At 62.1% G+C, this 24325-nt stretch carries 18 protein-coding genes; 13 read left to right on the forward strand and 5 right to left on the reverse strand.

The window, feature by feature from the left end; all coding sequences use genetic code 11:
- The first annotated feature begins 249 nt into the window (after nt 1-249).
- Entirely contained in the window at nt 250-1902 is a 1653-nt protein-coding gene (locus AABM52_RS14075) for an arylsulfatase (RefSeq protein WP_347912379.1), read from the forward strand.
- A 93-nt stretch (nt 1903-1995) separates the two neighbouring features.
- On the opposite strand, the gene AABM52_RS14080 is transcribed toward AABM52_RS14075, so the two are convergent.
- From AABM52_RS14080 to AABM52_RS14090, 3 genes are all read right to left on the reverse strand, one after another.
- The gene (locus AABM52_RS14080; RefSeq protein WP_347912381.1) at nt 1996-3297 is read right to left on the reverse strand and encodes an FAD-binding oxidoreductase; all 1302 of its coding nucleotides are present in this window, start codon (nt 3295-3297) and stop codon (nt 1996-1998) included.
- The gene (locus AABM52_RS14085) at nt 3294-4382 is read right to left on the reverse strand and encodes a polyamine ABC transporter substrate-binding protein (protein ID WP_347912383.1); all 1089 of its coding nucleotides are present in this window, start codon (nt 4380-4382) and stop codon (nt 3294-3296) included. The genes AABM52_RS14080 and AABM52_RS14085 overlap by 4 nt, the downstream gene beginning before the upstream one ends.
- Nucleotides 4383-4553: 171 nt before the next feature.
- A complete protein-coding gene (locus AABM52_RS14090; protein WP_347912384.1) occupies nt 4554-5912 on the reverse strand; it encodes a glutamine synthetase family protein in 1359 nt (452 codons plus the stop codon).
- A 162-nt stretch (nt 5913-6074) separates the two neighbouring features.
- Between AABM52_RS14090 and AABM52_RS14095 the strand changes: the two genes are divergently transcribed.
- On the forward strand, nt 6075-7007 hold the full coding sequence (locus AABM52_RS14095; protein WP_347912386.1) for a helix-turn-helix domain-containing protein: 933 nt from the start codon (nt 6075-6077) through the stop codon (nt 7005-7007).
- Here AABM52_RS14095 and AABM52_RS14100 read toward each other — a convergent pair.
- A complete protein-coding gene (locus tag AABM52_RS14100; RefSeq protein ID WP_056725067.1) occupies nt 7004-7600 on the reverse strand; it encodes a cupin domain-containing protein in 597 nt (198 codons plus the stop codon). The two genes, AABM52_RS14095 and AABM52_RS14100, sit on opposite strands and share 4 nt — an antisense overlap.
- A 165-nt stretch (nt 7601-7765) precedes the next feature.
- A complete protein-coding gene (locus tag AABM52_RS14105; RefSeq protein WP_347912389.1) occupies nt 7766-9727 on the reverse strand; it encodes an FAD-dependent oxidoreductase in 1962 nt (653 codons plus the stop codon).
- A gap of 216 nt (nt 9728-9943) precedes the next feature.
- Here AABM52_RS14105 and AABM52_RS14110 point away from each other — a divergent pair, with 216 nt between their 5' ends.
- The 11 genes from AABM52_RS14110 (at nt 9944) to AABM52_RS14160 (ending at nt 24303) form a co-directional block, all read left to right on the forward strand.
- Nucleotides 9944-10993: an ABC transporter substrate-binding protein gene (locus AABM52_RS14110; protein ID WP_347912391.1), complete on the forward strand. Its 1050-nt coding sequence runs from the start codon at nt 9944-9946 to the stop codon at nt 10991-10993.
- 75 nt (nt 10994-11068) lie between these two features.
- Entirely contained in the window at nt 11069-11857 is a 789-nt protein-coding gene (locus tag AABM52_RS14115) for a class II aldolase/adducin family protein (protein ID WP_347912392.1), read from the forward strand.
- A gap of 254 nt (nt 11858-12111) precedes the next feature.
- A complete protein-coding gene (locus AABM52_RS14120) occupies nt 12112-12759 on the forward strand; it encodes a TetR family transcriptional regulator C-terminal domain-containing protein (protein WP_110659255.1) in 648 nt (215 codons plus the stop codon).
- A 92-nt stretch (nt 12760-12851) separates the two neighbouring features.
- Nucleotides 12852-13568, forward strand: a complete 717-nt coding sequence (locus AABM52_RS14125; protein WP_347912395.1) for a response regulator — start codon at nt 12852-12854, stop codon at nt 13566-13568.
- Between the two features lie 5 nt (nt 13569-13573).
- On the forward strand, nt 13574-14347 hold the full coding sequence (locus AABM52_RS14130; protein WP_347912396.1) for a transporter substrate-binding domain-containing protein: 774 nt from the start codon (nt 13574-13576) through the stop codon (nt 14345-14347).
- Nucleotides 14344-16599, forward strand: coding sequence for an ATP-binding protein (locus AABM52_RS14135; protein WP_347912398.1), 2256 nt, complete (start codon nt 14344-14346; stop codon nt 16597-16599). The genes AABM52_RS14130 and AABM52_RS14135 overlap by 4 nt, the downstream gene beginning before the upstream one ends.
- A gap of 208 nt (nt 16600-16807) precedes the next feature.
- Entirely contained in the window at nt 16808-18220 is a 1413-nt protein-coding gene (locus AABM52_RS14140) for an amino acid permease (RefSeq protein ID WP_347912400.1), read from the forward strand.
- Between the two features lie 354 nt (nt 18221-18574).
- The gene (locus AABM52_RS14145; RefSeq protein WP_347912403.1) at nt 18575-19366 is read left to right on the forward strand and encodes an enoyl-CoA hydratase-related protein; all 792 of its coding nucleotides are present in this window, start codon (nt 18575-18577) and stop codon (nt 19364-19366) included.
- Between the two features lie 40 nt (nt 19367-19406).
- Nucleotides 19407-20567, forward strand: a complete 1161-nt coding sequence (locus AABM52_RS14150; protein WP_347912405.1) for an acyl-CoA dehydrogenase family protein — start codon at nt 19407-19409, stop codon at nt 20565-20567.
- 18 nt (nt 20568-20585) lie between these two features.
- Nucleotides 20586-22685, forward strand: coding sequence for an acetate--CoA ligase family protein (locus AABM52_RS14155; protein ID WP_347912407.1), 2100 nt, complete (start codon nt 20586-20588; stop codon nt 22683-22685).
- Between the two features lie 10 nt (nt 22686-22695).
- Nucleotides 22696-24303: a 5-guanidino-2-oxopentanoate decarboxylase gene (locus AABM52_RS14160; protein WP_347912624.1), complete on the forward strand. Its 1608-nt coding sequence runs from the start codon at nt 22696-22698 to the stop codon at nt 24301-24303.
- Nucleotides 24304-24325 lie beyond the last annotated feature (22 nt).

Genomic DNA, 24325 nt, shown 5'->3' on the forward strand with positions numbered 1-24325 from the left:
GGGTATTTCATGGAGAACAAGCGACGAACGACTTTGATTTCCTCTGCCTGAACTGCGCGTTTTAAAAATAACCGTACTAGGCTGACTCGGGTGCCTTGAGTAGCTACAGGTATTCAGATGCATGGTCAGTTGAACGCCTGGAACTCACCAGAGGGCATGGTTTGGGGGTAACTCACCAGGGTCCGGTCACGGATTACTTGAAAACAGGTAACCGGCCACAAGGATCCGTCCCGATAAAGGAAGGTCGCCATGAAAAGACTCTCGCATCGCTCAAGTTTCTACATAGCAGGTTCATTACTGATAGCGCTTAACGGTTTGGCCCAGGCTGCACAAACAGAAAAACCCAATATCCTGTTCATCGTGTCCGACGATACCGGCTACGGCGATCTGGGCCCCTATGGTGGCGGCGTTGGCCGCGGCATGCCGACTCCCAGCATCGACGAACTGGCCGCTGAGGGCACAACCTTTTACTCGTTCTACGCGCAACCAAGCTGCACGCCCGGGCGAGCCGCCATGCAGACCGGGCGCATCCCCAATCGCAGCGGCATGACCACCGTGGCCTTCCAGGGCCAGGGCGGTGGTTTGCCTGCCGCCGAGTGGACGCTGGCCTCGGTGCTCAAGACCGGCGGTTACGAGACCTACTTCACCGGCAAGTGGCACTTGGGTGAAGCCGACTATGCGTTGCCCAATGCCCAGGGGTATGACGTGATGAAGTACGTCGGCCTCTATCACCTCAATGCCTACACCTACGCCGACCCGACCTGGTTCCCCGACATGGACCCGGAAACCCGGGCGATGTTTACCCAGGTGACCAAGGGCGCACTCTCGGGCAAGGCGGGAGAAAAGGCTGTCGAAGAATTCAAGATCAACGGCCAGTACGTCGATACGCCGGTCATCGATGGCAAGCCCGGTGTCGTCGGGATTCCCTATTTTGACGGTTATGTCGAAAAAGCCGCGCTGGAATTCCTCGATACCGCCGCCAAGTCCGACAAGCCGTTCTTCATCAACGTCAACTTCATGAAAGTGCACCAGCCGAACCTGCCGGCACCGGAGTTCGTTCACAAGTCGATGTCCAAGTCCAAGTACGCCGACTCGGTGGTCGAACTGGATACGCGCATCGGCCGAATCATGGACAAGCTCAAGGCGCTGGGCCTGGATAAGAATACGCTGGTGGTCTACACCACCGACAACGGCGCCTGGCAGGACGTTTACCCGGATGCCGGCTACACGCCTTTCCGTGGTACCAAGGGCACCGTGCGCGAGGGCGGTAACCGGGTCCCGGCGATCATGGCCTGGCCCGGCAAAATCAAGCCCAATGCCAAGAACCACGACATTCTCGGCGGGCTCGATCTGATGGCGACCTTCGCCTCGGTGGCCGGTATCAAGTTGCCGGAGAAGGATCGCGAAGGTCAGCCGATCATGTTCGACAGCTACGACATGACCCCTGTAATCACCGGCACTGGCCCCGACCCGCGCAAGGAGTGGTTCTACTTCACCGAAAACGAGTTGTCGCCGGGGGCGGTCCGTGTGGGCAACTACAAAGCCGTGTTCAACCTGCGCGGCGACGATGGTGTGCCGACCGGTGGCCTGGCCGTGGACACCAACCTGGGCTGGAAAGGTGCCACCAAGTACGTGGCGACGGTGCCTCAGGTCTTCGATTTGTATCAAGACCCACAGGAGCGCTATGACATCTTCATGAGTAATGTCACCGAGCGTACCTGGACCATGGTGCCGATCAGTCAGGCGATCAACAAACTGATGCAGACCTACATCAAATACCCGCCACGCAAGATGCAAAGCATGACCTATGACGGGCCGATCGAATTGTCCAAGTACCAGAAATTCCAGTCGGTACGGGAAGAAATGCAGAAGGAGGGCATCAACATTCAGATGCCTCAATAGATGTGCCGCGGCGATCTCTTGAGGTCGCCGCCACCCCACCTGACCTGCCGGCACGCCTGAAGCGAGAGACAACTCGTTTCAGGCACCCGGTGGTCAACCCAGCACTTCGCGCATCCGATACCAGAACATGCCAAGGGCCAGCAACGGTGAACGCAGGGCGCGTCCGCCGGGGAAGGTCATGTGCGGCACGGCGCTGAACACGTCGAAGCCTTTGCTGTGGCCGGCATGGATCGCTTCGCCCAACAACTTCGCGCACCAGTGGGTCACGTTCAGGCCATGGCCGGAATAGCCTTGGGCGTAGAACACGTTCGGGTGCTGGCTCAGGCGCCCGACCTGGGGGAAACGGTTGGCCGAGATGCCGATCTTGCCGCCCCACTGATAGTCGATGCGCACATCGGCCAGTTGCGGGAACACCTTGAGCATCTGCGGGCGCATGTAGGCGCTGATGTCCGAAGGATCGCGCCCGGAGTAGTGGCAGGCACCGCCGAACAGCAAGCGCCGGTCAGCCGAGAGCCGGTAGTAATCCAGGCCGACCTTCTGGTCGCACAGCGCGACGTTGTGCGGGATCAGTTGCCTGGCGGCGTCTTCCGACAACGGCTCGGTGGCGATGATGTAGCTGCCCGCCGGGAGCACCTTGCCGCTGAGCTTCGGTTCCAGTTCTTCCAGATGGGCATTGCAAGCCAGCACCAAGGTGTCTGCACTCACAGTGCCACCCGCGCAACGGACCTGCACCGTGCTGCCATGGATCAACTCCAGCACCGGGCTCTGTTCGAAAATCCGCACCCCCAGGGATTCGGCAACTTGCGCCTCGCCAAGCACCAGGTTCAGCGGATGCAAATGCCCCGAGCCCATGTCCACCAGGCCACCGGCATACACACCGGAGTTCACCACCTGCTCACGGATTTGCTCCGGCGCGACCAGTCGGGTTTCAAAGGCGTAGCCGGATTCAATCAGTTCCGCTTGCTCGGCCTTGAACGCCTTGAACTGGGCCGGGGTATTGGCCAGTTCGCAGAAGCCCCAGCTCAGGTCGCAATCGATACCGTGCTCGCGGATCCGATTGGCCACGACTTGCACTGACTCGTTCCCGGCGTGTTCCAGGTATTGCACGCCATCGGCGCCGATGTGCCTGGCGAAACCGCTGACGTCATGGCCGATACCACGAATCAACTGGCCACCGTTGCGCCCGCTGGCGCCCCAGCCAATTCGCCGGGCCTCCAGCAGGATCACCGAGAGACCGCGCTGAGCCAGCTCGATGGCGGTGTTGATGCCGGTGAAACCCGCGCCGATCACGCAGACATCGGCCGTCAGGTCCGAGGCCAGCGCGGGACGCTGCCTCATACCTTTGGCGGACGCTGCGTAATAGGAGTGGGTGTGTTCCTTGGTGTACTGATTCATTTGTTGGACTTCACTTTGCTCCACGAACGGGTCATCAGGCGCATGATCGACTGCGGCGGCGTGGTGGAGATGTAGAGTTTGTCGAGGACTTCCTGGGGCGGATAAACCTCGGGGTTGTTGACCAGTTCAGGGTCCATGTACTGCTTGGCGGCCGGGTTCGGGTTAGCGTAGCCGACCGAAGCGCTGACCTTGGCAATCACTTGCGGGTCCAGCAGGTAGTTGACGAAGGCGTGGGCTTCTTTTTGATTGCTGGCGTCGGCGGGGATGGCCAGCAGGTCGAACCACAGGTTGGCGCCTTCCTTGGGAATGGCGTAGGCGATGTTCACGCCGTTCTTGGCTTCCTTGGCGCGGTTGGCGGCCTGGAACACGTCGCCCGAGTAACCGAACGCTACGCAGATGTCGCCGTTGGCCAGGTCCGAGACGTACTTGGAGGAGTGGAAGTAGGTGATGTAGGGGCGGATCTGCAGCAGCTTGGCTTCGGCCTTTTTGTAGTCCTCGACACTTTCGCTGCGCGGGTCCATGCCCATGTAATTGAGCATCGCCGGGAACACTTCGTCCGCCGAGTCCATCATCGACACGCCGCAGGCGCTGAGCTTCTTGATGTTTTCCGGTTCGAACAGCACGGCCCAGGAGTCGATCTTGTCGATGCCCAGCACAGCCTTGACCTTGTCGACGTTATAGCCGATGCCGTTGGTGCCCCACAGGTACGGCACCGAGTGCGAGTTGCCCGGATCGTTCTTCTCCAGCAGCGCCAGCAGTTTCGGGTCGAGGTTCTTGAAATTCGTCAGTTGCTCGCGATCGAGCTTGAGGAACGCGCCGGCCTTCACCTGGCGGGCGAGGAAGTGGTTGGACGGCACCACCACGTCATACCCGGTACGACCGGCAAGCAGTTTGCCCTCCAGGGTTTCGTTGGAATCGAATACGTCGTAGATCACCTTGATCCCGGTTTTGGCCTGGAAGTCGACGAGGGTGGTTTCGCCGATGTAGTCAGTCCAGTTGTAGACACTGACCTGTGGCTGGGCCTGGGCAACGGCGCTGAACAAGACCGCCAGCGCGACCGGGACTACGGATTTCAAAAGACGCATATCGATACCTTCTTGGAATTATTGGATTCTTCAGGTGTTCACGCTACCTGTGGGAGCGAGCTTGCTCGCGATGGCGGCCTGTCAGTCAACGGAGATGTTGAATGCGCTGGCCTCTTCGCGGGCAAGCCCGCTCCTACAGGGGATGTGTGATCCCTTGGGGGAGCGAGGGCGTTAAACGCTGAGCATCAGGAACTCACGCTCCCACGAACTGATCACCCGCTTGAAGTTCTCGTGCTCGGCGCGTTTGACCGCGACGTAGCCGCGCACGAACTTGCTGCCCAGGTAACGGCCAATGGTGTCGCACTCTTCCATCTGGGTCAGGGCGTCTTCGATGGTGATCGGCAGGCGCAGGTTGCGACGCTCATAGGCGCGGCCCTGTACCGCAGCGCTCGGCTCGATGCGCTCGATCATGCCCAGGTAACCGCACAGCAGGCTGGCGGCGATGGCCAGGTACGGGTTGGCGTCGGCGCCCGGCAGACGGTTCTCGACCCGCATGGCGTCCGGGCTTGAAGTCGGCACGCGCAGGCCGACGGTGCGGTTCTCTTCGCCCCATTCGACGTTCACCGGTGCCGAGGTGTCCGGCAGGAAGCGGCGGAACGAGTTGACGTTCGGCGCGAACATCGGCAGCACTTTCGGGATGTACTTCTGCAGGCCGCCAATGTGATGCAGGAACAGCTCGCTCATGTTGCCATCGGCATCGGCGAAGATTGGTTGGCCGGTGGCGATGTCCACCACGCTCTGGTGAATGTGCATGGCGCTGCCAGGCTCGTCGCCGACCGGCTTGGCCATGAAGGTTGCCGCCACATTGTGCTTGAGCGCCGCTTCACGCATGGTGCGCTTGAACACGGTGATCTGGTCGGCCAGGTCCAGGGCGTTGCCGTGACGGAAGTTGATTTCCATCTGCGCCGGGCCGTCTTCGTGGATCAGCGTGTCGAGGTCCAGACCTTGCAGTTCGCACCAGTCATAGACGTCTTCGAACAGCGGGTCGAATTCGTTGGCCGCGTCAATGGAGAACGACTGACGACCGCTTTCGGCACGGCCCGAACGGCCCATTGGCGCCTTGAGCGGCAGGTCCGGGTCTTCGCAGCGCTGGGTCAGGTAGAACTCCATTTCCGGCGCGACGATCGGCCGCCAGCCTTTGTCGGTGTACAACTGCAGGACTTTCTTCAGCACGTTGCGTGGCGACAGTTCGATCGGGTTGCCGAACTTGTCGAAGGTGTCGTGGATCACGATGGCAGTCGGCTCGATGGCCCATGGCACCACGTAGACGGCGTCGGCGTCCGGCTTGCAGACCATGTCGATATCGGCCGGGTCGAGCAGGTCGTAGTAGATGTCGTCGTCGACAAAGTCCCCGGTTACCGTTTGCAGAAGGACACTTTCCGGCAGGCGCATGCCTCGCTCATGCAGGAACTTGTTGGTCGGTGCAATTTTGCCGCGTGCAATGCCGGTCAGGTCGCTGACGACGCACTCGACTTCGGTAATCTTGTGATCTTTCAGCCAAGTGAACAGCTGATCGAAAGGGACATTCATAAAGACCTCGTTATTGGTTTTATTAACGCCAGGAGAGACCGGTTTCATCCGCCGGACACTTCCCCTGTAGCGCGTTGACGACTATCTTGTGCGAGCCTTGCAGTTCCATCTATCCACTTTAAGCAGCACAAAGCGCACCAAAAGAGTGCGTAAGGTCGCCCCATGACAGGTTCCAATTCCCTCCAGGTCCAAGCGTTCAACACCGCCGATGTCGCCGAGCAAATCCGCGCCACGCCGGGCTGGGTGCAGCAATACCAGCAGATGTCGCCGGGGCATTTCGCAGGCCTGGTGCGCTATCTGGATCTACAGGGCGTGGAGATTTACGAAGAGTCGATGAACACCCGGGTCGAGCAGAATTTCAGCGCGCCCCAGGGTTCGTTGTCGTTCTGTTTCGATCGCGGCGACAACGCGCTGTACGTGTTGAATGGCGAAAGCCGCAACATCTGGATCACCCCGGAGAACTACCAGGAAATCGCCGTGGTGTTCGGGCCGGAGTTTGTAAAGCGCCACAGCCTGGACATCGCCAGGCTTGAAGGGCTGTTCATGGCACCGCTCAACTCCCAGCAGAACGCGCTGTTCTGCCGTTGGCTCAGCGGGACCCTGACGCGACTGTCGCAGACCTTCGATCCACCGAGCCGCGAAGCGCTGACCCAGCAACTGCTGGAAGATTGCCTGTTCATCCTCGACAACGCCTGTGTCGGCCTCGATCAGGGGTCCTTGCAGCGTCGGGCCGGGGAGCGGTCGATCATGAAACGGGTAGGGGAATGGGCCGCGGACACCCCGGAAGAGCACCTCAACCTGCTGGAGTTGTCCCAGGTTGCCGGGGTTTCACTGCGCCAGTTGCAGCATGCGTTCAAGACCTACACCGGCATGTCGCCGACCCAGTGGCTGCGCCTGCGCCGACTCAACAGCGCGCGCCGCGAATTGCTCAGCCGCACGCCCACGCAAACCACTGTGGCTGAAGTCGCCATGCATTGGTCGTTCTGGCATCTGGGGCGGTTTTCCAGCAGCTACCGCGCGTTGTTCAACGAGCTACCGAGCGACACCCTCAAGCGTGCGAGTACCACTCAGTCAAACGGTCGCAGCCGACGTTAGAACGTCGGCGGGGTAATCACCCAGATCACCACCGCATCGACATCGCCGGGGTTGCCGTAGCGGTGCGGTTCCTGGCTGGAAAAGCTGAAGCTGTCGCCTTCATTGAGCTGGAAATGGCGTTCGCCGACCCACAACTCGAAACTCCCCGAGAGCAAGTAGCCGGCTTCTTCACCGTCGTGGCTGTAGCTTTGCTGGCTGTAGGTGCCGGGCGGGAAACGCGAGTGGAGCATTTCCAGTTGGCGGTTGGCTTGCGGCGTCAGCAACTGGTCGACGATGCCGTCTTCGTAATGCACGTTGAGGCGGCTGTTCTTGCGCACCACAACGCCATCGTCTTCGGGCGCGGTGACCGCTTCACTGGCGAAGAACCACTGGATGGTGACGCCGAGGCTGCGGGCAATGTTGAACAGCGCCGGAATCGACGGGTAGGCGAGGTTGCGCTCCAGCTGGCTGATGTAGCCGGCGGTGAGTTCGCTCTGTTGCGCCAGTTCCGCCAGGGTCATGCCCCGGCGCTTGCGCAGGCCGCGAATGCGCGTGCCGAGAAAATGCGGTTCGGCGCTGCCTGATGCGGGCGGGGTCTTGCTGTTGTTGCTCATGGAAAGTTCCGAACCGGGAGGAGGATCGCATCCCCTGTAGGAGCGAGCCTGCTCGCGATGCGGTGGGTCAGCCAACATTGATGTTGAATGTACTGACGCTATCGCGAGCAGGCTCACTCCTACTGGGGCGGTGTGAGCCGTAAAAGCCCCGGAGTATAAACAGCCTTAAAGCTCCCACGCGACTTTCAGTCCCTCATAAATCGCTTCTTCGACCGTACGCGGCGCCAGGCAGTCACCGATGCGGCGAAACTCCACCAGCCCTTGCAGTTCAGCGCCCAGGGTATCCACCGGTTGATGACCCTGGCACAGCACCAGCGTGTCGATGTTCTCCATCAGCATCGGTTCGCCACTGGCGGTGTGTTGCAGGTACACCGTGTTGTCATCGCAGCCATACAACCGCGCATACGGCGTGATCGGCACACCCAGCTTGTGCAGCTCGCCGGCCAGTTGATCGCGCACGTACAGCGGCAGGTTTTCTCCGCAATGGGTGCCGTTGACCGCCAGTTGCACCTGGTGCCCGGCGCGCACCAGGCGTTCGGCGATACCGGGGCCGATCCAGTCGCAGCGCCAGTCGACCACCACCACCGAACGGCCGATCCGTACTTCATCGCGCAGCACTTGCCAGGCGTCCACCACCTGCAACTCACCGCCACGCTCGAAGGGTGGCCAGTAGGGCTCGGCGCCGGTAGCGACGATCACCACGTCCGGTTTTTCCTGCTCCACCAGTGTCCGGTCGACCCGGGCATTGCGCACCACGCGCACACCGGCCAGTTCCATTTCCCGCTGCAGGTTGGTGCTGGCGCCGCCGAACTCGGCGCGTCGTGGCAGCAATTGCGCGAGCAACACCTGACCGCCCAGTTGCGAACTGGCTTCGTACAGCGTCACTTCATGGCCACGCTGGGCCGCGACAGTAGCGGCTTTCATCCCGGCCGGACCACCGCCGGCGATCATGATGCGTTTGCGCTGTGGCGCTTGTCGGCGTTCACCGAAGATCAGCTCGCGCCCGGTTTCCGGGTGCTGGATACAGGAAATCGGCAAGCCCTTGTGGAAGTGGCCGATGCACGCCTGGTTGCAGGCGATGCACGCCCGCACATCTTCGACGCGGCCGGAGTCGGTCTTGTTGGGCATTTGCGGGTCACAGATCAGTGCCCGGGTCATGCCGCACACATCGGCCTGACCGCGAGCCAGAATCAGTTCGGCTTCCTGGGGCTGGTTGATGCGCCCGGTGACGAACAGCGGGATGTTCAAACCGGCCTTGAACGTTCCGGCTTCCTTGGCCAGGTACGCCGCTTCGATCGCCATCGGCGGCACGATATGCACCGCGCCACCAAGGGACGCCGAGGTGCCGGCGACGATGTGCACGTAGTCGAGCTGTGCTTGCAGTGACTGCACGGCGGCCAGGGATTCGTCCTCGGTCAGGCCTTCCGGGTCGCGCTCGTCGGCGGAGATGCGCAGGCCGATGATGAACTGCTCATCAGTCGCCGCGCGCACGGCTTCGATGACTTCGCGCAGAAAACGCAAACGCTGCTCCAGCTCACCGTTGTAGCCGTCGGTACGTTGGTTGACCCGCGGATTGATGAATTGCGCTGGCAGGTAACCGTGGCTGGCCACGACCTCGACGCCATCGATGCCTGCCTGATGCAGGCGGCGGGCGGCAGCGGCATAACCGGCGACTATCTCATCGATCATCGCCTGATCGAGTGCGCGGGGCATCACCCGGAAGCGTTCGTTGGGCACCGACGATGCGGAGTAGGCCACCGCCAGCAGGCCATCGCTGGACTCCATGATCTCCCGCCCTGGATGGAACACCTGGGACAACACCACGGTGCCGTGGGCATGGCAGGTTTGCGCCAGTTCGCGATAGCCCGCGATGCACGCATCGTCGGTGGCCATCAGCACATGGGAGGTGTAGCGCGCACTGTCATGCACGCCGGCCACTTGCAGCACGATCAGCCCGGCACCGCCTTCGGCACGCGCCCGGTGATAGGCGATCAATTGTTCATTGACCAGGTTGTCGGTGGGCATCGAGGTGTCGTGCCCGCTGGACATGATGCGGTTTTTCAGGCGCTTGCCACGGATCTCCAGGGGTTCGAACAGGTGCGCGAAGGCGGGTGTCGAGGTCGGCATGGGGCGGGTACTCCTGGCAGGCTGAAGCCGAAAGGCCGAGTTTCGGCGTTGTTATTATTGATCTATAGAAATTTACCTTCAGTAAAAAATCAACTTGTTTTTTTACTGAACCTTGCAGTAGTTTCGTCTCGAGCCCGCTCCAGGGCCAAACCTCACAACAATAAAAAAGGGCTGCGCGGGCCTTGGGTCCCGTGGCACCTGCAAGAGGAACCACTGATGAAATCGCACACGCTCAAGCACGGTTTTTATCCCTTGGTGTTGTCCGTGGCCATGGGCCTGGGCAGCGCTCAGGCAGCATCGGACATGGTGGTGGTCGGATACGGCGGAGCCGGACAAAAAGCCCAGGATGTGGCGTTCTTTCAACCCTTCGCCGCTGTGGATCAAAGCAAGGTGATCCAGAGCGAATACAACGGCGAAATGGCGAAAATCAAAGTGATGGTCGACACCGGCAACGTCGACTGGGACGTGGTGCAGATCGAAGGCCCGGACCTGATGCGCGGCTGCGAGGAAGGCATGTACGAGCGCCTGGACTGGACCCGTCTGGGCCACGCCGACCAGTTGATCCCCGAAGCGGCGCAGGAATGCGGTTCCGCCGCGCTGGTGTGGAGCGTGGCGATTGCCTACGACACCGACAAACTGGCCCAGGCCCCGACCTCGTGGGCAGACTTTTGGGACGTGAAGAAAACCCCCGGCAAGCGCGGGCTGCGCAAACGCGCGGTGTACAACCTGGAGTTCGCCTTGCTGGCGGACGGGGTCAAGACCGAAGACGTCTACAAGGTGCTCGGCACCCCGCAGGGCGTGGACCGGGCATTCGCCAAACTCACTGAACTCAAGCCGTACATCCAGTGGTGGGAGGCGGGCGCGCAACCGCCGCAATGGTTGACCGCCGGTGATGTGGTGATGACCTCGACCTACAGCGGACGCATCGCCGACGCCGCGCAAAAAGGCAGCCACCTCGGCCTGGTCTGGCCCGGCAGCCTGTACGGCATGGATTACTGGGCGATCATCAAAGGCTCCAGGCATGTGGATCAGGCCAAGCGCTTTATCGCCTTCGCCAACCAGCCGGACGCCCAGGTCAACTACGTGCAGCAGATTCCCTACGGCCCGACCAACACCCAGGCCGCTGCACGGTTGGACGACAAACTGGCGCAATGGGTGCCCACGGCGCCGCAGAACCTCAAGGGCGCACTGTCGATGGACGTCGGTTTCTGGGTCGATCATGGCGAAGAGCTCGAAGAGCGCTTCAACGCCTGGGCCAGCAAATAAGCATGGACGGCTGGACGTGTCCAAGCGTCCAGCCTTACTGTCTGCCCCAGCCGATCAGCCTGGAGAACCACGACAATGAATAAAATCGCCACCCGCCTGGCCCCCGAGCGCAGCGCCACCGAACAGCGCCTGCGTGAGGAACTGGCGGCCTGTTACCGCTTGATTGCGCATTTTCGCATGACCGATCTGATCTTCACCCACATCTCGGTGCGCATTCCGGGGCCGGAACATCACTTTCTGATCAACCCTTACGGGCTGATGTTCGATGAGATCACCGCCTCCAATCTGGTCAAGATCGACCTTGATGGCCACGCCGTGGAGCCTTCACCGTATCCGGTCAACCCGGCCGGTTTCGTGATCCACAGCGCGATCCATGGCGCCCGTGAAGATGCGCAATGCGTGCTGCACACCCACACCAAATCCGGTTGCGCGGTGGCGGCGTTGAAGTGCGGGTTGTTGCCGGTGAACCAGATTTCCATGGAGTTCTATGGTCGGGTCGCTTACCACGACTACGAAGGCGTGGCGCTGGACCTGAGCGAGCAACAACGCTTGGTGGCGGACCTGGGCGACAAATCGGTGCTGATGCTGCGTAACCATGGTTTGCTCACCGTCGGCGAGACCGTGAGCCAGGCGTTCCTGCGCATGTACTACCTGGAAAAAGCCTGTGAAATCCAGCTGGCCGCCCAGGCCGCCGGTGAAGTCGTTCTGCCGTCCCACGAGGTTTGCGCGCATACCGAACGGCAGTTCAATGATCCGGGGCGGCCGTTGGAGGAGGGGGAGCTGAGTGATCCGGATGCCATGCAACTGGCCTGGGCGGCGTTGTTGAGAATGCTGGATCGGGTGGCGCCGGGGTATCTCGACTGATCCAGATCCTGTGTTGAATGGACTGACGCCATCGCGAGCAAGCTCGCTCCCACAGTGGTTTGGGTTGTTCGCAGATCTTGCGTACACCCGTTAACCCTGTGGGAGCGAGCTTGCTCGCGATGGCGGATTATCAGGCGCCACAACCTCTCAGATATGCAACTGGCTAGAGACTTGGCCCGCTCTTGCTGTACAGTCGTTCAGCCCAACGCTTATCCGCGCGGGTCTGAACGATTGAACCAAGGAGCATGTCGCCCATGAATCAGGAAGCCCGTTTTTCCCGCATGGAACCGGAGTTGCGCAAAGCCAACCTGATCGAGGCGACGCTGGTGTGCCTCAAGCGTCACGGCTTCCAGGGCGCGTCGATCCGCAAGATATCCGCCGAGGCCGGGGTCTCGGTGGGGCTGATCAGTCATCACTATTCCGGCAAGGACGAACTGGTGGCCGAGGCCTACATGGCGATTACCGGGCGGGTCATGACCTTGCTGCGCGACGCCATGGAGCAAGCCGCGCCGAATGCCCGGGAGCGCTTGTCGGCGTTTTTCCGCGGCTCGTTTTCCGCCGAGCTGCTCGATCCGCAACTGATCGATGCGTGGCTGGCGTTCTGGGGCGCGGTGAAAACCGCCGAGGCCATTAACCAGGCCCACGATCATTCCTATGGCGAGTATCGCGGCATCCTGCGCAAGGTGCTGGCGGAACTGGCCCGGGAGGAGGGCTGGGAAAACTTCGACGCCGACCTCGCCGCCATCAGCCTCAGCGCCTTGCTCGACGGCTTGTGGCTGGAGTCCGGGCTGAACCCCGGCACCTTCACCCCGGAGCAGGGCATCCAGATTTGCGAGGCCTGGGTCGATGGTTTGCAGGCCGGCGGACGCCAGCGCTTCTGCGTGCAGACGAGCGACTGTTGATCAGTCGTTCAGCAGTCGATACTCTCTGGCGCCGATGCAGGAAAACACTCTAATAAGAAACTGGCCTTCGGGCCTATGCCGGACACCAAGCGATGACTCCTCGGGTATTGATCGTCGATGACGATCCGCTGATTCGCGATCTGCTGCACGCCTACCTGTCACAGGAAGGCTACGACGTCCATTGCGCCGCCACGGCGGAACTGGCGGAAACCTTCCTCGCCAGCCAGAGCGTCGACCTGGTGATGCTCGACATCCGCCTGCCAGGCAAGGACGGCCTGACCCTGACCCGCGAGCTGCGGGTGCGGTCGGAGGTCGGGATCATCCTGATCACCGGGCGCAATGATGAAATCGACCGCATCGTCGGCCTCGAATGCGGCGCCGATGACTACGTGATCAAACCCCTCAATCCAAGGGAACTGGTGTCCCGGGCGAAAAACCTGATTCGCCGGGTGCGTCATGCGCAAACGCCACAGCCTGCCGTCGCGGTGGCCAAGCCAGTCAAGCAATTCGCCGACTGGTCGCTGGACACCGACCGCCGTCGCCTGATCGATCCGTCCGGCAGCGAAACCCTGCTGACCCACGGCGAATACCAGTTGCTCAGTGTGTTCCTGCGCAACAGCGGCCACACCCTCAGCCGCGACCAGTTGATGGACCAGATCCGCAACCGCGAGTGGGTGCCCAACGACCGCTCCATCGACGTGCTGGTCGGGCGCCTGCGCCGCAAGTTGCACGACGATCCGGCCGAACCCCAGTTGATCATCACCATTCACGGCGCCGGTTACCTGTTCACCGCCAGCGTGGCGGCCTGAAGCTGATGACGCGATGGTTTTGCCTGCTGGCGATGCTGGTGGCCGGCCATGCCGCCGCGGCGGACAAGGTTCGCTATTGCGATTACCCGGTGTACCCGCCGATCTCCTGGAGCGATGGCAAGCAGGTGCGTGGCCTGGCGCCGAACGTGGTGAAAAACCTGTTCGGCCAGTTGGGTTACGAGGTCGAAATGGTCGTGCTGGGCAACTGGAAGCGCTGCCTGCTGGACGCCGCCGAAGGCCGGGTCGATGTGGTGCTGGCCTACAGCACCGCGCAACGGGAGCAGAGCATGCTGTTCTCGACGGTGCCGGTCTTGCGTGAAGAAGTGGCGTTGTTCATCAACCGCCAGCACCCGGTGAAATTCGAACAACTGGACGACCTGGCCCGTTACCGCGGCGGCCTGTTGTTCGGTGAGAGCTACGGCGTGGAGTTCGATCGCATGGTCGCGCGCAACAACAATATCGAATGGGTGTCCGACAGCCACCAGAACTTCGGCAAGCTGATTCGCGGGCGCATCGATTTCATCACCCAGGAGCGACGCACCGGCCAGCTGTACGTGGAAAACCTGCCCGGCGGCCAGGACATCGTTGCCTTGCCCAAGGCATTGAGCGTGGACTATCTGCGGGTTGCCGTGTCGCGGCGCTCGCCCTTGGCCGCTCGCATGCCCGAGATCAATGCGCAGTTGCAGCGCATGGTCGATGCCGGTGACATCGAGCGCTGGCTCAACGAAAGCGAAGTGACCTACCGCGACATGATCAACCTTCCGGCGGATGCGCAATGATTCGCGCCCGTCCCGGTGGACTGTTGCGGCGCCTGTTGCTGTTCATTCTGTTGTTCAGCCTGTGCTTCACCGTGCTGGCCAGCAGCGTGCAACTGTACATCGAGTATCGACGGGAAATGCGCGACATCGATTCGCGCATGGAACTGATCCGCGCCGGCTACCTGGCCAGCCTGGAGCGCAGCCTCTGGGACTTGAACCAGGAGCAGTTGAACGTGCAGTTGCGCGGGCTGGTGGACTTCTCCGACGTCGCGCGGGTGCACTTGACCAGCGCCGATTTCGACCTGGTACAAGGCAATCCGGACCCTGCGGGACCGCTGCGCATCGAGCGCTTTGCCTTGGACTATCAACCGCCGTCCGGCCCGTTGCGCAACCTTGGCGAGCTGGAAGTGAGCACGGACCTGGGGGCGGTGTACCAGCGTCTGTACGCCACCGGTTTGACCAGCCTGTTGTGGATGGCGGTGTTCCTCTGCGGTCTGGCCGTTGCCTTGTCGGGCTTGTTTTATCGACTGGTGACCCGGCACCTGAAAGTCATGGCCGAGTTTGCCCGGCGCATCGCCGCTGGTGAATGGCACGAGCCCCTGCACCTGGACAAGCGTCGCGGCAGCGACGAAATCGACACCGTGGCCCATGCCCTGGACGATATGCGCCGGGCGATCCTGCGGGACATCGAGCGCCGGGAAACCGATCGCCTGGCCTTGCAGGACAACCGTGACGAGCTGCTGAAAATGGTCGAGCGCCGTACCGCCAGCCTGATGCGCGCCAAAGACGAGGCGGAGGCGGCCAACCTCGCCAAGTCGCGGTTCCTGGCGACCATGAGCCACGAACTGCGCACGCCCCTCAATGGCATTCTCGGCATGGCCGAATTGCTGCGCGGTGCGCGCCTGGATGCCCAGGACAGCAAACGCCTGGATGCCTTGCACAAGGCCGGCGAAGGCTTGCTGACGATCCTCAACGAAGTGCTGTATTTCGCCAAACTGGAGGAGGGCGTCAGCCATCCCGAACCGGTGGATTTCTCGCTGCGCCAGTTGCTCGACGAGGTGCTGACACTTCTGGAACCACGAGCGCTGAACAACGACACGATCCTCAGCTGTCGCATCGATCAGCGCATTGCCGAGCATCACCACGGCGCCAAGCAGTTTCTGCGTCAGGTGCTGAGCAACCTGCTGGCCAACGCGATCAAGTTCACCGAAGGCGGCGAAGTCAGTGTCGAGGTGGCGCTGCTCAGCGAAACCGGCGAACAGACCGGGCAGCGGCTGCGGGTTAGTGTCACGGACGACGGCATCGGCATTGCCCCTTTGATGCAGGCGAAGATTTTCGAGCGGTTCACCCAGGCCAGCGAAGAAGTCGCGCAGCGTTTTGGCGGTACGGGGTTGGGGTTGGCGATCTGCAAACATCTGGTGGCGCAGATGGGCGGCTGCATCGGCGTGGACAGTGAAGAGGGGCGCGGCAGTTGCTTCTGGTTCGAGCTGTCCTTGCAGCCGGCCAGCGGTGTGGCTGAGGCCCCGCCGGTGCGGGCGGCGGGGCCGGCACTGAACATCCTGGTGGTCGAAGACGTGGCGCTCAACCGCGAAGTGGTCAAGGGCTTGCTGCAACGGGACGGCCATCGGGTGTGGCTGGCCGAAGAAGCGGATCAGGCGCTGCAACACTGCGCGGCACAGGTGTTCGACCTGATGCTGTTGGACGTGCATTTGCCGGGAAAAAGCGGTGTCGAGTTATGCCGGCAGATCCGCCACAGCGACGGGCCGAACCGCCATACACGCATTTTCGCCCTGACCGCCAGCGTGCAACCGGCACTGGTGCGCGGTTATCTGGAGGCCGGGATGGACGGTGTCCTGGCCAAGCCCTTGAAGCTGGAGAACCTGCGCCAGGTGCTGGAAGGGCAGGCGCCGGTGGCCGAGTCGCTGCCGAGCGATGAGGCAATGGACTGGCCGCTGTTGCAGACCCATCGCAGCCTGCTCGGTGTGCAAAAAGTCCAGGGGCTGCTGGCGGTGCTGCGCGACTCGATCCTGCAGCACCGCGATGCGCTGCATGAAGCCATGGCCGCCGACGATTGCACAGAGGTCGCGCAATTGGCTCACCGCTTGGCCGGTAGCTGCGATTCCCTGGGTTTTCGAGCCTTGGCCAGCACTTTGAGGGCGCTGGAGACCCTGGCGCTGGCAAACGATGAATCGGCGATCCGGCGCATGAGCCCGGTACTGGATGAGCAATTGCAGCACTCGCTCGATACCCTCGAAGGCCTGTTGCAGAGCTGACGTACAAGTTTGTTACGACTTTGTACAACTTCGATCTTTACGGTCAACGCGAACTTACATGGCTTTCCAATAATCGACGCAACCGCCGCAGCGCGGTCTTCGAAGCTTATTGGAGATAATAATAATGAATTGCCGTAAAGCTGATCCCTCCCTGCGCCGTGACGTCCTGTCGCGCGCTGCGCACCTCACCGACTGCTGAGGTGCCGACATGAACGAAAACACTGATCGCAAAGGCATACAGCTGACCCGCGCCCTCAAGAGCCGGCACATCTTCATGCTGTCGTTGGGCGGCGTCATCGGCACCGGGTTGTTCATGGGTTCCGGCGTGACCATCAATCAGGGCGGCCCGGTGGGGGCGATCCTGGCTTACCTGGTCGCGGGCTTCCTGATGTACCTGGTGATGGTCTGCCTGGGTGAACTGTCGGTGCAGATGCCGGTGTCCGGTTCGTTCCAGACCCACGCCACCAAATTCATCGGCCCGGCCACCGGGTTCATGATCGGCTGGGTGTACTGGATGAGCTGGGCCACCACCGTGGGCCTGGAGTTCACCGCCGCCGGCATGCTGATGACCCGCTGGTTCCCGACGGTGCCGATCTGGTACTGGTCGGCGCTGTTCGTGGTGGTGCTGTTCGGTATCAATGCCATGGCGACCCGCGCCTTTGGTGAAGCTGAATACTGGTTCTCGGGGATCAAGGTCGCGGCGATTCTCGGTTTCATCGTGGTCGGCGTGCTGGTGATCTTCGGCGTGATGCCCCTGAGCAGCGGCGCACCGGCACCGATGGCGACCAACCTGATCGGCGATTCGTTGTTTCCCAACGGCCTGTCGGCGGTGTTCGCCGTGATGATGACCGTGGTCTACGCGTTCCAGGGTTGCGAGATCATGGGCGTGGCCGCCGGTGAAACCGATCAGCCGGAAAAAAGCATTCCCCGGGCCGTGCGCAACGTGGTGTTCCGCGTGCTGATCTTCTACGTGCTGGCGATCATCGTGCTGTCGGCCATCGTGCCGTGGCAGCAGGCCGGTCTGATGGAAAGTCCGTTCGTGCAGGTGTTCGACATGGTCGGAATTCCCTACGCCGCTGACCTTATGAACTTCGTGATCCTCACCGCGATCCTCTCGGTGGGCAACTCCGGCCTGTATGCCTCGACGCGCATCCTGTGGGCGATGTCGAAAACCGGCATGGCACCGAAAAGCCTGTCGCCACTGAGCAAGCGTGGCGTGCCGTTGCGCGCCTTGAGCATCACCCTGTGCTTCGCGCTGGTGTCGTTGATGACCAGCTTCGTCGCCGCCGACACCTTGTTCATGGTGCTGATGGCGGTGAGCGGCATGTCCGGCACCGTGACCTGGATTGTCATCGCGCTGGCGCAGTACAAGTTCCGCAAGGCCTGGCTGCGTGACGGCAACAAACTCAGCGACCTGAAATACCGCGCACCGTGGTTCCCGGTGTTGCCGCTGATGTGCATCACGCTGTGCTGCTCGCTGTTCGTGTTCCTGGCCCTGGATGAAACCCAGCGTCCGTCGCTGTATTGGGGCTTTGGATTCATTGCGCTGTGCTATGGCGCGTACTTCCTGATCCATCGCAAGCGCCAGGGCGTGTTGGCGCCGAGCTTGCCGACTGCATAACACCTCCAGATAACCACTTCCCCCTGTGGGAGCGAGCTTGCTCGCGATGGCGTCATCAGGTTCAACATCTCTGTTGACTGATTCACCGCTATCGCGAGCAAGCTCGCTCCCACAGGGGTTTGCGGCGTTCGGTAGATTTGCGACCGACCTCCTGTCACCAGTTGTTCGAAGTTGTAACAGCGCCAACGGTCTACGCTCGCACTTCTAGAAATAATCCAATAAAACCAATGCCTTATCGAATTATTGAGCTTGTTACAGCCCATTTCCCCGCCGATTGCCGCCTTACTGAACACTCGTTTAGTATGACCTCAAGTCGCATCACCTCAGACCCATCACAATAATTCGAGGATTCCCATGACCACTCAATCGTCGCTGCTCAGCCAGGTCGAAGCAGGCGTTGCCTGGATCACCCTCAATCGCACTGCCCAACGCAATGCGCTGGACATTCCGACGCTGAGAAACCTGCACGGCCTGCTCGACGCTTACAACGCCGATCCGGCGGTGCGCGTGGTGGTGCTCACCGGCAGCGGACGCAGCTTCTGCGCTGGCGCCGACCTCGATGAATGGGCCGATGCCGAAGCCCGGGGAGCCCTGGAAACCTACGGCTGGACCGAAACCGCCCACGCCCTGATGACCCGCCTGCACAGCCTGGAAAAACCCACCATCGCCGCCATCAACGGCACAGCGGTCGGCGCCGGGATGGACCTGACCTTGTGCTGCGACCTGCGCATCGCCGGGCAATCGGCACGCTTCAAGGCCGGCTACACCAGCATGGCGTACTCGCCGGACGCCGGCGCCAGTTGGCACCTGCCACGCCTGATCGGCAGCGAACAGGCCAAGCGCTTGCTGTTCCTCGATGAATTGTGGGGCGCTGACCGTGCCCTCGACGCCGGTCTGGTCGGCGATGTCTGTGCCGACGATCAACTGCTGACGGTCACCAGCGAACTGGCCGCACGCCTGGCCGTCGGCCCGACCTTTGCCTTCGCCCAGACCAAAAAACTCATGCGTGAAGGCGCCGAACGCAGCCTTGCCGAACAACTGCAAGCCGAACTCGCCGCCGGTTTGCTTTGCGGTCGCAGCGAAGACGGCAACGAAGCCCTGCGCGCCGCCATGGAAAAACGCCCGGCACGCTTCATCGGTCGTTGATTCCTCTCCATCTCCCAGAACATGAACAACAGGTAGCCGCATGAATTTCCAACTGACCCAAGAACAAGAAATGTTGGTGGACTCGGTACGCAGCTTCGTCGTGAAGGAACTGCTGCCCTATGAAGAGCAAGTCGATCGCGCCGACGAGGTCTCCCCGGAACTGGCGGCGCAGATTCGCGGCAAGGCGATCGCCGCCGGTTTCTACGCCTTCAACATGCCCGAAGAAGTGGGCGGTGGCGGTCTGGACTATCTGTCCCAGGCGCTGATCGAACGTGAGTTGTCCAAGGTGTCCTGGGCGCTGCACGTGTTCGTCGCGCGGCCGTCGAAAATCCTCATGGCCTGCACCGGCGACCAGATCAACGACTACCTGTTGCCGTGCATCCAGGGTGAAAAGATCGATTGCTTTGCCCTGACCGAACCGGGTGCCGGTTCCGACGCCAACGCAATCAAGACCCGCGCCGTACGTGAAGGCGACGATTTCATCCTCAACGGCAGCAAGCATTTCATCAGCCACGCCGGCCATGCCGATTTCGCCATCGTCTTCGCCGTGACCGACACCTACGAACACAACGGCAAAAAGCGTAACGCCGTGACCTCGTTCCTGGTCGACCGCAACACCCCGGGCATGACCATCCGCCGTGGGCCCAAGTGCGTGAGCAACCGTGGTTATCACACCTTCGAAATGTTCTTCGACGACTGCCGCGTGCCGGCCAGCAAAGTGTTGGGCGAAGTCGGCAAGGGTTGGGACGTGGCCAACGCCTGGCTGACCGCCGGGCGCGTGATGGTCGCGGCCAACTGCGTCGGTCAGGCCCAGCGCGCACTGGATGTGTCCTTGCAATGGGCGGCGGACCGCAAGCAATTCGGCCAGCCCATCGGCACTTACCAGGGCGTGTCGTTCAAACTGGCCGACATGGCCACGCAAATCCGCGCCGCCGAACTGCTGACCCTGCACACCGCGTGGAAAATGGACCAGGGCACCATGACCGATGGCGAGGCCGGCATGGCCAAGCTGTTCGCCAGTGAAGTGCTCGGCCGTACCGCCGATGAAGCGGTGCAGATCTTCGGCGGCATGGGCCTGATGGACGAAGGTCCGGTGGAGCGCATCTGGCGCAACGCGCGGATCGAGCGGATCTGGGAAGGCACCTCGGAAATCCAGCGCCACATCATTTCCCGCGAGCTGCTGCGGCCGCTGCTGCGCTGATCGGCCCGGAGAATCCCCATGTCCCAAACCATTCGTGACAACCTCAAACGCATGCTCGCGCCGCAACACGTGGCGTTTGTCGGCGGCCGCAGCATGGCGCGCGCCCTCAAGCGCTGTGCCGAGGGCGGCTACCAAGGGCAAATGTGGCTAGTCAATCCGCAACACGACAGCCTTGAAGGTGTGCCGTGCGTGCGCAGCGTTGCCGAGCTGCCTTGCGGCCCGGACGCGGTATTCATCGCCACCAACCGCGAGCTGACCCTGACCTGCGTCGCCGAACTGGCCGCCATCGACGCCGGCGGCGCGATCTGCTACGCCTCGGGTTTCGCCGAGACCGGTGCCGAAGGCCAGGCCCTGCAACAGCAACTGCTCAAGGCCGCTGGCGACATGGCCTTGCTCGGCCCCAACTGCTACGGCCTGCTCGACTACCTGCACAGTTCCGCGCTATGGCCGGTGGCCCATGGCGGCAAGGCGGTGGAGAAGGGCGTTGCGGTGCTGACCCAGAGCGGCAACTTTGCCTACAACCTGTCCATGAGCGACCGCTCGCTGCCGGTGGCCTACATGGCTTCGGTGGGCAATCAGGCGCAACTGGGCGTGGCTGAACTGATGGACGTGTTGCTCGACGAACCTCGGGTCACCGCCATTGGCCTGCATCTGGAAGGCCTGAAGAATGTGCCGGGTTTTGCCCGCGCCGCGCACAAGGCGCTGGAAAAGGGCATTCCGATCATCGCCTTGAAAACCGGCGTGTCGCAGATCGGCGCCGAACTGGCCTTGAGTCACACCAGTTCGCTTTCCGGCTCCGATGCACTGTACGACGCGCTGTTCGACCGTCTCGGCGTGATCCGCGTCAGCGGCCCGGTGAGTTTTGTCGAAACCCTCAAGGCCGCCGCCTGTGGCAACCTGCCGGCGGGCAACAGCCTGATCGCGCTGGCCTGTTCCGGTGGCGACGCCGGGCTGATTGCCGACTACGCCGAACGCAACGACCTGGGCCTGCCGAAACTCGATCAAGGGCAGGTCGGCGAACTCGCGCAAGTGCTGCCGACCTACGCCAATCTGGTCAACCCGCTGGACTTCACCACGGCGATCTGGGGCGACGGCGAAGCCTTGAATCGCATGCTCGACAGCGCGCTGCGCACCGAAGCCGATGCGGCCATGCTGGTGCTCGACTACCCGTCGGAGTTCACCGGCGAGCGCAAGGAATGCGACCTGCTGATGGAGTTGTACTGCGCGGCACTGCAACGTCACGGCAAGACCGGTTTTGTCACCTCGGCTTTCCCCGAATTGCTGCCGGCCCATGCCCGTGAACGTCTGCACGCCCAAGGTGTCGCGGCGTTGCAGGGCGTTGAGGACGGGTTGGCCGCATGGGGCCGCATCGCCGGTTATCAGCGCAATCGCCAGGCCTTGCTGGCGCTGGGCGAATCGGCGCTGGTGCCGTTGTGCCCGCACGCGCTCGAAGGTGAGGGGCGTTTGCTCAATGAATGGGATTCCAAACAGGCGTTAAAAGCCTTTGGCTTGCCGACGCCCAACGGCGCATTGAGCACCCCGGACAAGGCCCTGAAGGACGCCGAAGCATTGGGCTATCCGCTGGTACTCAAAGCGGTCAGCGCTCAACTGCCACATAAGACCGAGGCCGGCGCCGTGGCGCTGAACCTCAAGGATGGCGCGGCATTGAGCGCTGCGCTGGAAAAGATGCGCGTCAGCATTGCCGCTTACGCCCCGGGCGTAGCGTTCGATCAACTGTTGCTCGAACCCATGGCCAAACCGCCACTGGCTGAGCTGATTGTCGGCATCAAGCGCGAAAACGATTTCGGCCTCGCCCTGGTGATCGGTGCTGGCGGCATTCTGGTGGAGTTGCTCAAGGACAGTCGCAGCCTGTTGCTGCCGACCACCGACGGCGCGATCCGCAACGCCTTGCTCAGCCTGCGCAGCGCACCGTTGCTGCAAGGTTTCCGTGGTCGCGAGCCTGCGGACCAGGACGCCTTGGTCACCGCCATCCGCGCCGTGGCCGACTACGCCTGCGAGAACGCCGGACACCTGCTGGAACTCGATGTGAACCCATTGTTGGTCGGTGCCCAAGGCACGACTGCGGTCGATGCGTTGATTCGCCTCGGCCAGGAGTGAGGACATGAACATGCAAAGCAAAACATTGACCGGTGGTCAGGCCCTGGTACGTCTGTTGGCCAACTACGGCGTCGATACCGTGTTCGGCATCCCCGGCGTGCACACTCTTGAGCTGTATCGCGGTTTGCCCGGCAGTGGCATTCGCCACGTGCTGACCCGCCATGAGCAGGGCGCCAGTTTCATGGCCGACGGTTATGCCCGGGTCAGCGGCAAACCTGGTGTGTGCTTCGTCATCACCGGCCCCGGCGTGACCAACGCCGCCACCGGCATTGGCCAGGCCTACGCCGACTCGATTCCGATGCTGGTGATTTCCAGCGTCAACCACAGCGCCAGCCTGGGCAAGGGCTGGGGTAGCCTGCACGAGTGTCAGGATCAACGGGCAATGACCGCACCGATCACTGCGTTCTCCGCAGTGGCGCTGACCGCCGAAGACCTGCCGGAACTGATCGCCCGTGCTTATGCGGTGTTCGACAGCGAGCGGCCGCGCCCGGTGCACATCTCGGTGCCGCTGGACGTGCTGTCGGCGCCGATTGCCCGTGACTGGAGCAATGAGGTGGTGCGTCGCCCGGGTCGTGGTCCAGCATCCGCCACTGCGCTGGACCAGGCCGTGGCCAGACTCAATGCTGCCAAGCGTCCGATGATCATTGCCGGTGGCGGTGCGCTGAATGCTGCTTCGCAGCTGCAAGCCATCAGTACCCAGCTCGCAGCGCCGCTGTTCACCAGTGTTGCCGGCAAGGGCCTGTTGGCACCGAATGCACCGTTGAGCGCCGGTTCATCCCTGTGCGTAGAACCGGGCTGGAACCTGATCGCCGAGGCCGACGTGGTGCTCGCGGTCGGCACTGAAATGGCCGACACCGACTTCTGGCGTGAACGCTTGCCACTCAACGCCGAGCTGCTGCGAGTGGACATCGACCCGCGCAAGTTCAACGACTTCTACCCATGCGCCGTGGCTTTGCATGGCGACGCCCAACAAACCCTCAGTGGTTTGCTTGAGCGTTTGCCGTCCGACGTGCGCGATGCCAGTGCTGCGATTGCCTCGGTCGCCACCCTGCGCAAAGCGGTCAAGGCCAGCCATGGCCCGTTGCAGTCGATCCATCAATCGATTCTCGACCGTATCGCCGCAGAGCTGCCGGACAACGCCTTCATCAGCACCGACATGACCCAGCTTGCGTATACGGGTAACTACGCCTTCGACAGCCTGGCGATTCGCAGCTGGCTGCACCCGACTGGCTACGGCACCTTGGGATACGGCCTGCCGGCCGGGATCGGCGCCAAGTTCGGCGCACCGCAACGGCCGGGCCTGGTGCTGGTGGGCGACGGTGGTTTCCTCTACACCGCCCAGGAACTGGCAACGGCTGTCGAGGAACTGGATAGCCCGCTGGTGGTGCTGCTGTGGAACAACGACGCCCTGGGGCAGATTCGCGACGACATGCTCGGCCTCGACATCGAGCCCATCGGCGTGCTGCCGCGCAACCCGGATTTCGCCGCCCTCGCTCGTGCCTTCGGCTGCACCGTGACCCAGCCGCAAAGCCTGGCCGAGTTGCAGACCGACCTGCGCCACGGCTTCAAGCGTAACGGCGTGACTCTGATTGAACTCAAGCATGCCTGTGCGCACTGATCAGCATTTCAAGGGGATGAAG

Source organism: Pseudomonas grandcourensis (assembly GCF_039909015.1).
In the GTDB taxonomy this organism is placed as follows: Bacteria; Pseudomonadota; Gammaproteobacteria; order Pseudomonadales; family Pseudomonadaceae; genus Aquipseudomonas; species Aquipseudomonas grandcourensis.

Coding starts and splice junctions, on each gene's coding strand:
- AABM52_RS14075 (WP_347912379.1), top strand. CDS start 250: ATGAAAAGACTCTCGCATCGCTCAAGTTTCTACATAGCAGGTTCATTA.
- AABM52_RS14080 (WP_347912381.1), bottom strand. CDS start 3,297: ATGAATCAGTACACCAAGGAACACACCCACTCCTATTACGCAGCGTCC.
- AABM52_RS14085 (WP_347912383.1), bottom strand. CDS start 4,382: ATGCGTCTTTTGAAATCCGTAGTCCCGGTCGCGCTGGCGGTCTTGTTC.
- AABM52_RS14090 (WP_347912384.1), bottom strand. CDS start 5,912: ATGAATGTCCCTTTCGATCAGCTGTTCACTTGGCTGAAAGATCACAAG.
- AABM52_RS14095 (WP_347912386.1), top strand. CDS start 6,075: ATGACAGGTTCCAATTCCCTCCAGGTCCAAGCGTTCAACACCGCCGAT.
- AABM52_RS14100 (WP_056725067.1), bottom strand. CDS start 7,600: ATGAGCAACAACAGCAAGACCCCGCCCGCATCAGGCAGCGCCGAACCG.
- AABM52_RS14105 (WP_347912389.1), bottom strand. CDS start 9,727: ATGCCGACCTCGACACCCGCCTTCGCGCACCTGTTCGAACCCCTGGAG.
- AABM52_RS14110 (WP_347912391.1), top strand. CDS start 9,944: ATGAAATCGCACACGCTCAAGCACGGTTTTTATCCCTTGGTGTTGTCC.
- AABM52_RS14115 (WP_347912392.1), top strand. CDS start 11,069: ATGAATAAAATCGCCACCCGCCTGGCCCCCGAGCGCAGCGCCACCGAA.
- AABM52_RS14120 (WP_110659255.1), top strand. CDS start 12,112: ATGAATCAGGAAGCCCGTTTTTCCCGCATGGAACCGGAGTTGCGCAAA.
- AABM52_RS14125 (WP_347912395.1), top strand. CDS start 12,852: ATGACTCCTCGGGTATTGATCGTCGATGACGATCCGCTGATTCGCGAT.
- AABM52_RS14130 (WP_347912396.1), top strand. CDS start 13,574: ATGACGCGATGGTTTTGCCTGCTGGCGATGCTGGTGGCCGGCCATGCC.
- AABM52_RS14135 (WP_347912398.1), top strand. CDS start 14,344: ATGATTCGCGCCCGTCCCGGTGGACTGTTGCGGCGCCTGTTGCTGTTC.
- AABM52_RS14140 (WP_347912400.1), top strand. CDS start 16,808: ATGAACGAAAACACTGATCGCAAAGGCATACAGCTGACCCGCGCCCTC.
- AABM52_RS14145 (WP_347912403.1), top strand. CDS start 18,575: ATGACCACTCAATCGTCGCTGCTCAGCCAGGTCGAAGCAGGCGTTGCC.
- AABM52_RS14150 (WP_347912405.1), top strand. CDS start 19,407: ATGAATTTCCAACTGACCCAAGAACAAGAAATGTTGGTGGACTCGGTA.
- AABM52_RS14155 (WP_347912407.1), top strand. CDS start 20,586: ATGTCCCAAACCATTCGTGACAACCTCAAACGCATGCTCGCGCCGCAA.
- AABM52_RS14160 (WP_347912624.1), top strand. CDS start 22,696: ATGCAAAGCAAAACATTGACCGGTGGTCAGGCCCTGGTACGTCTGTTG.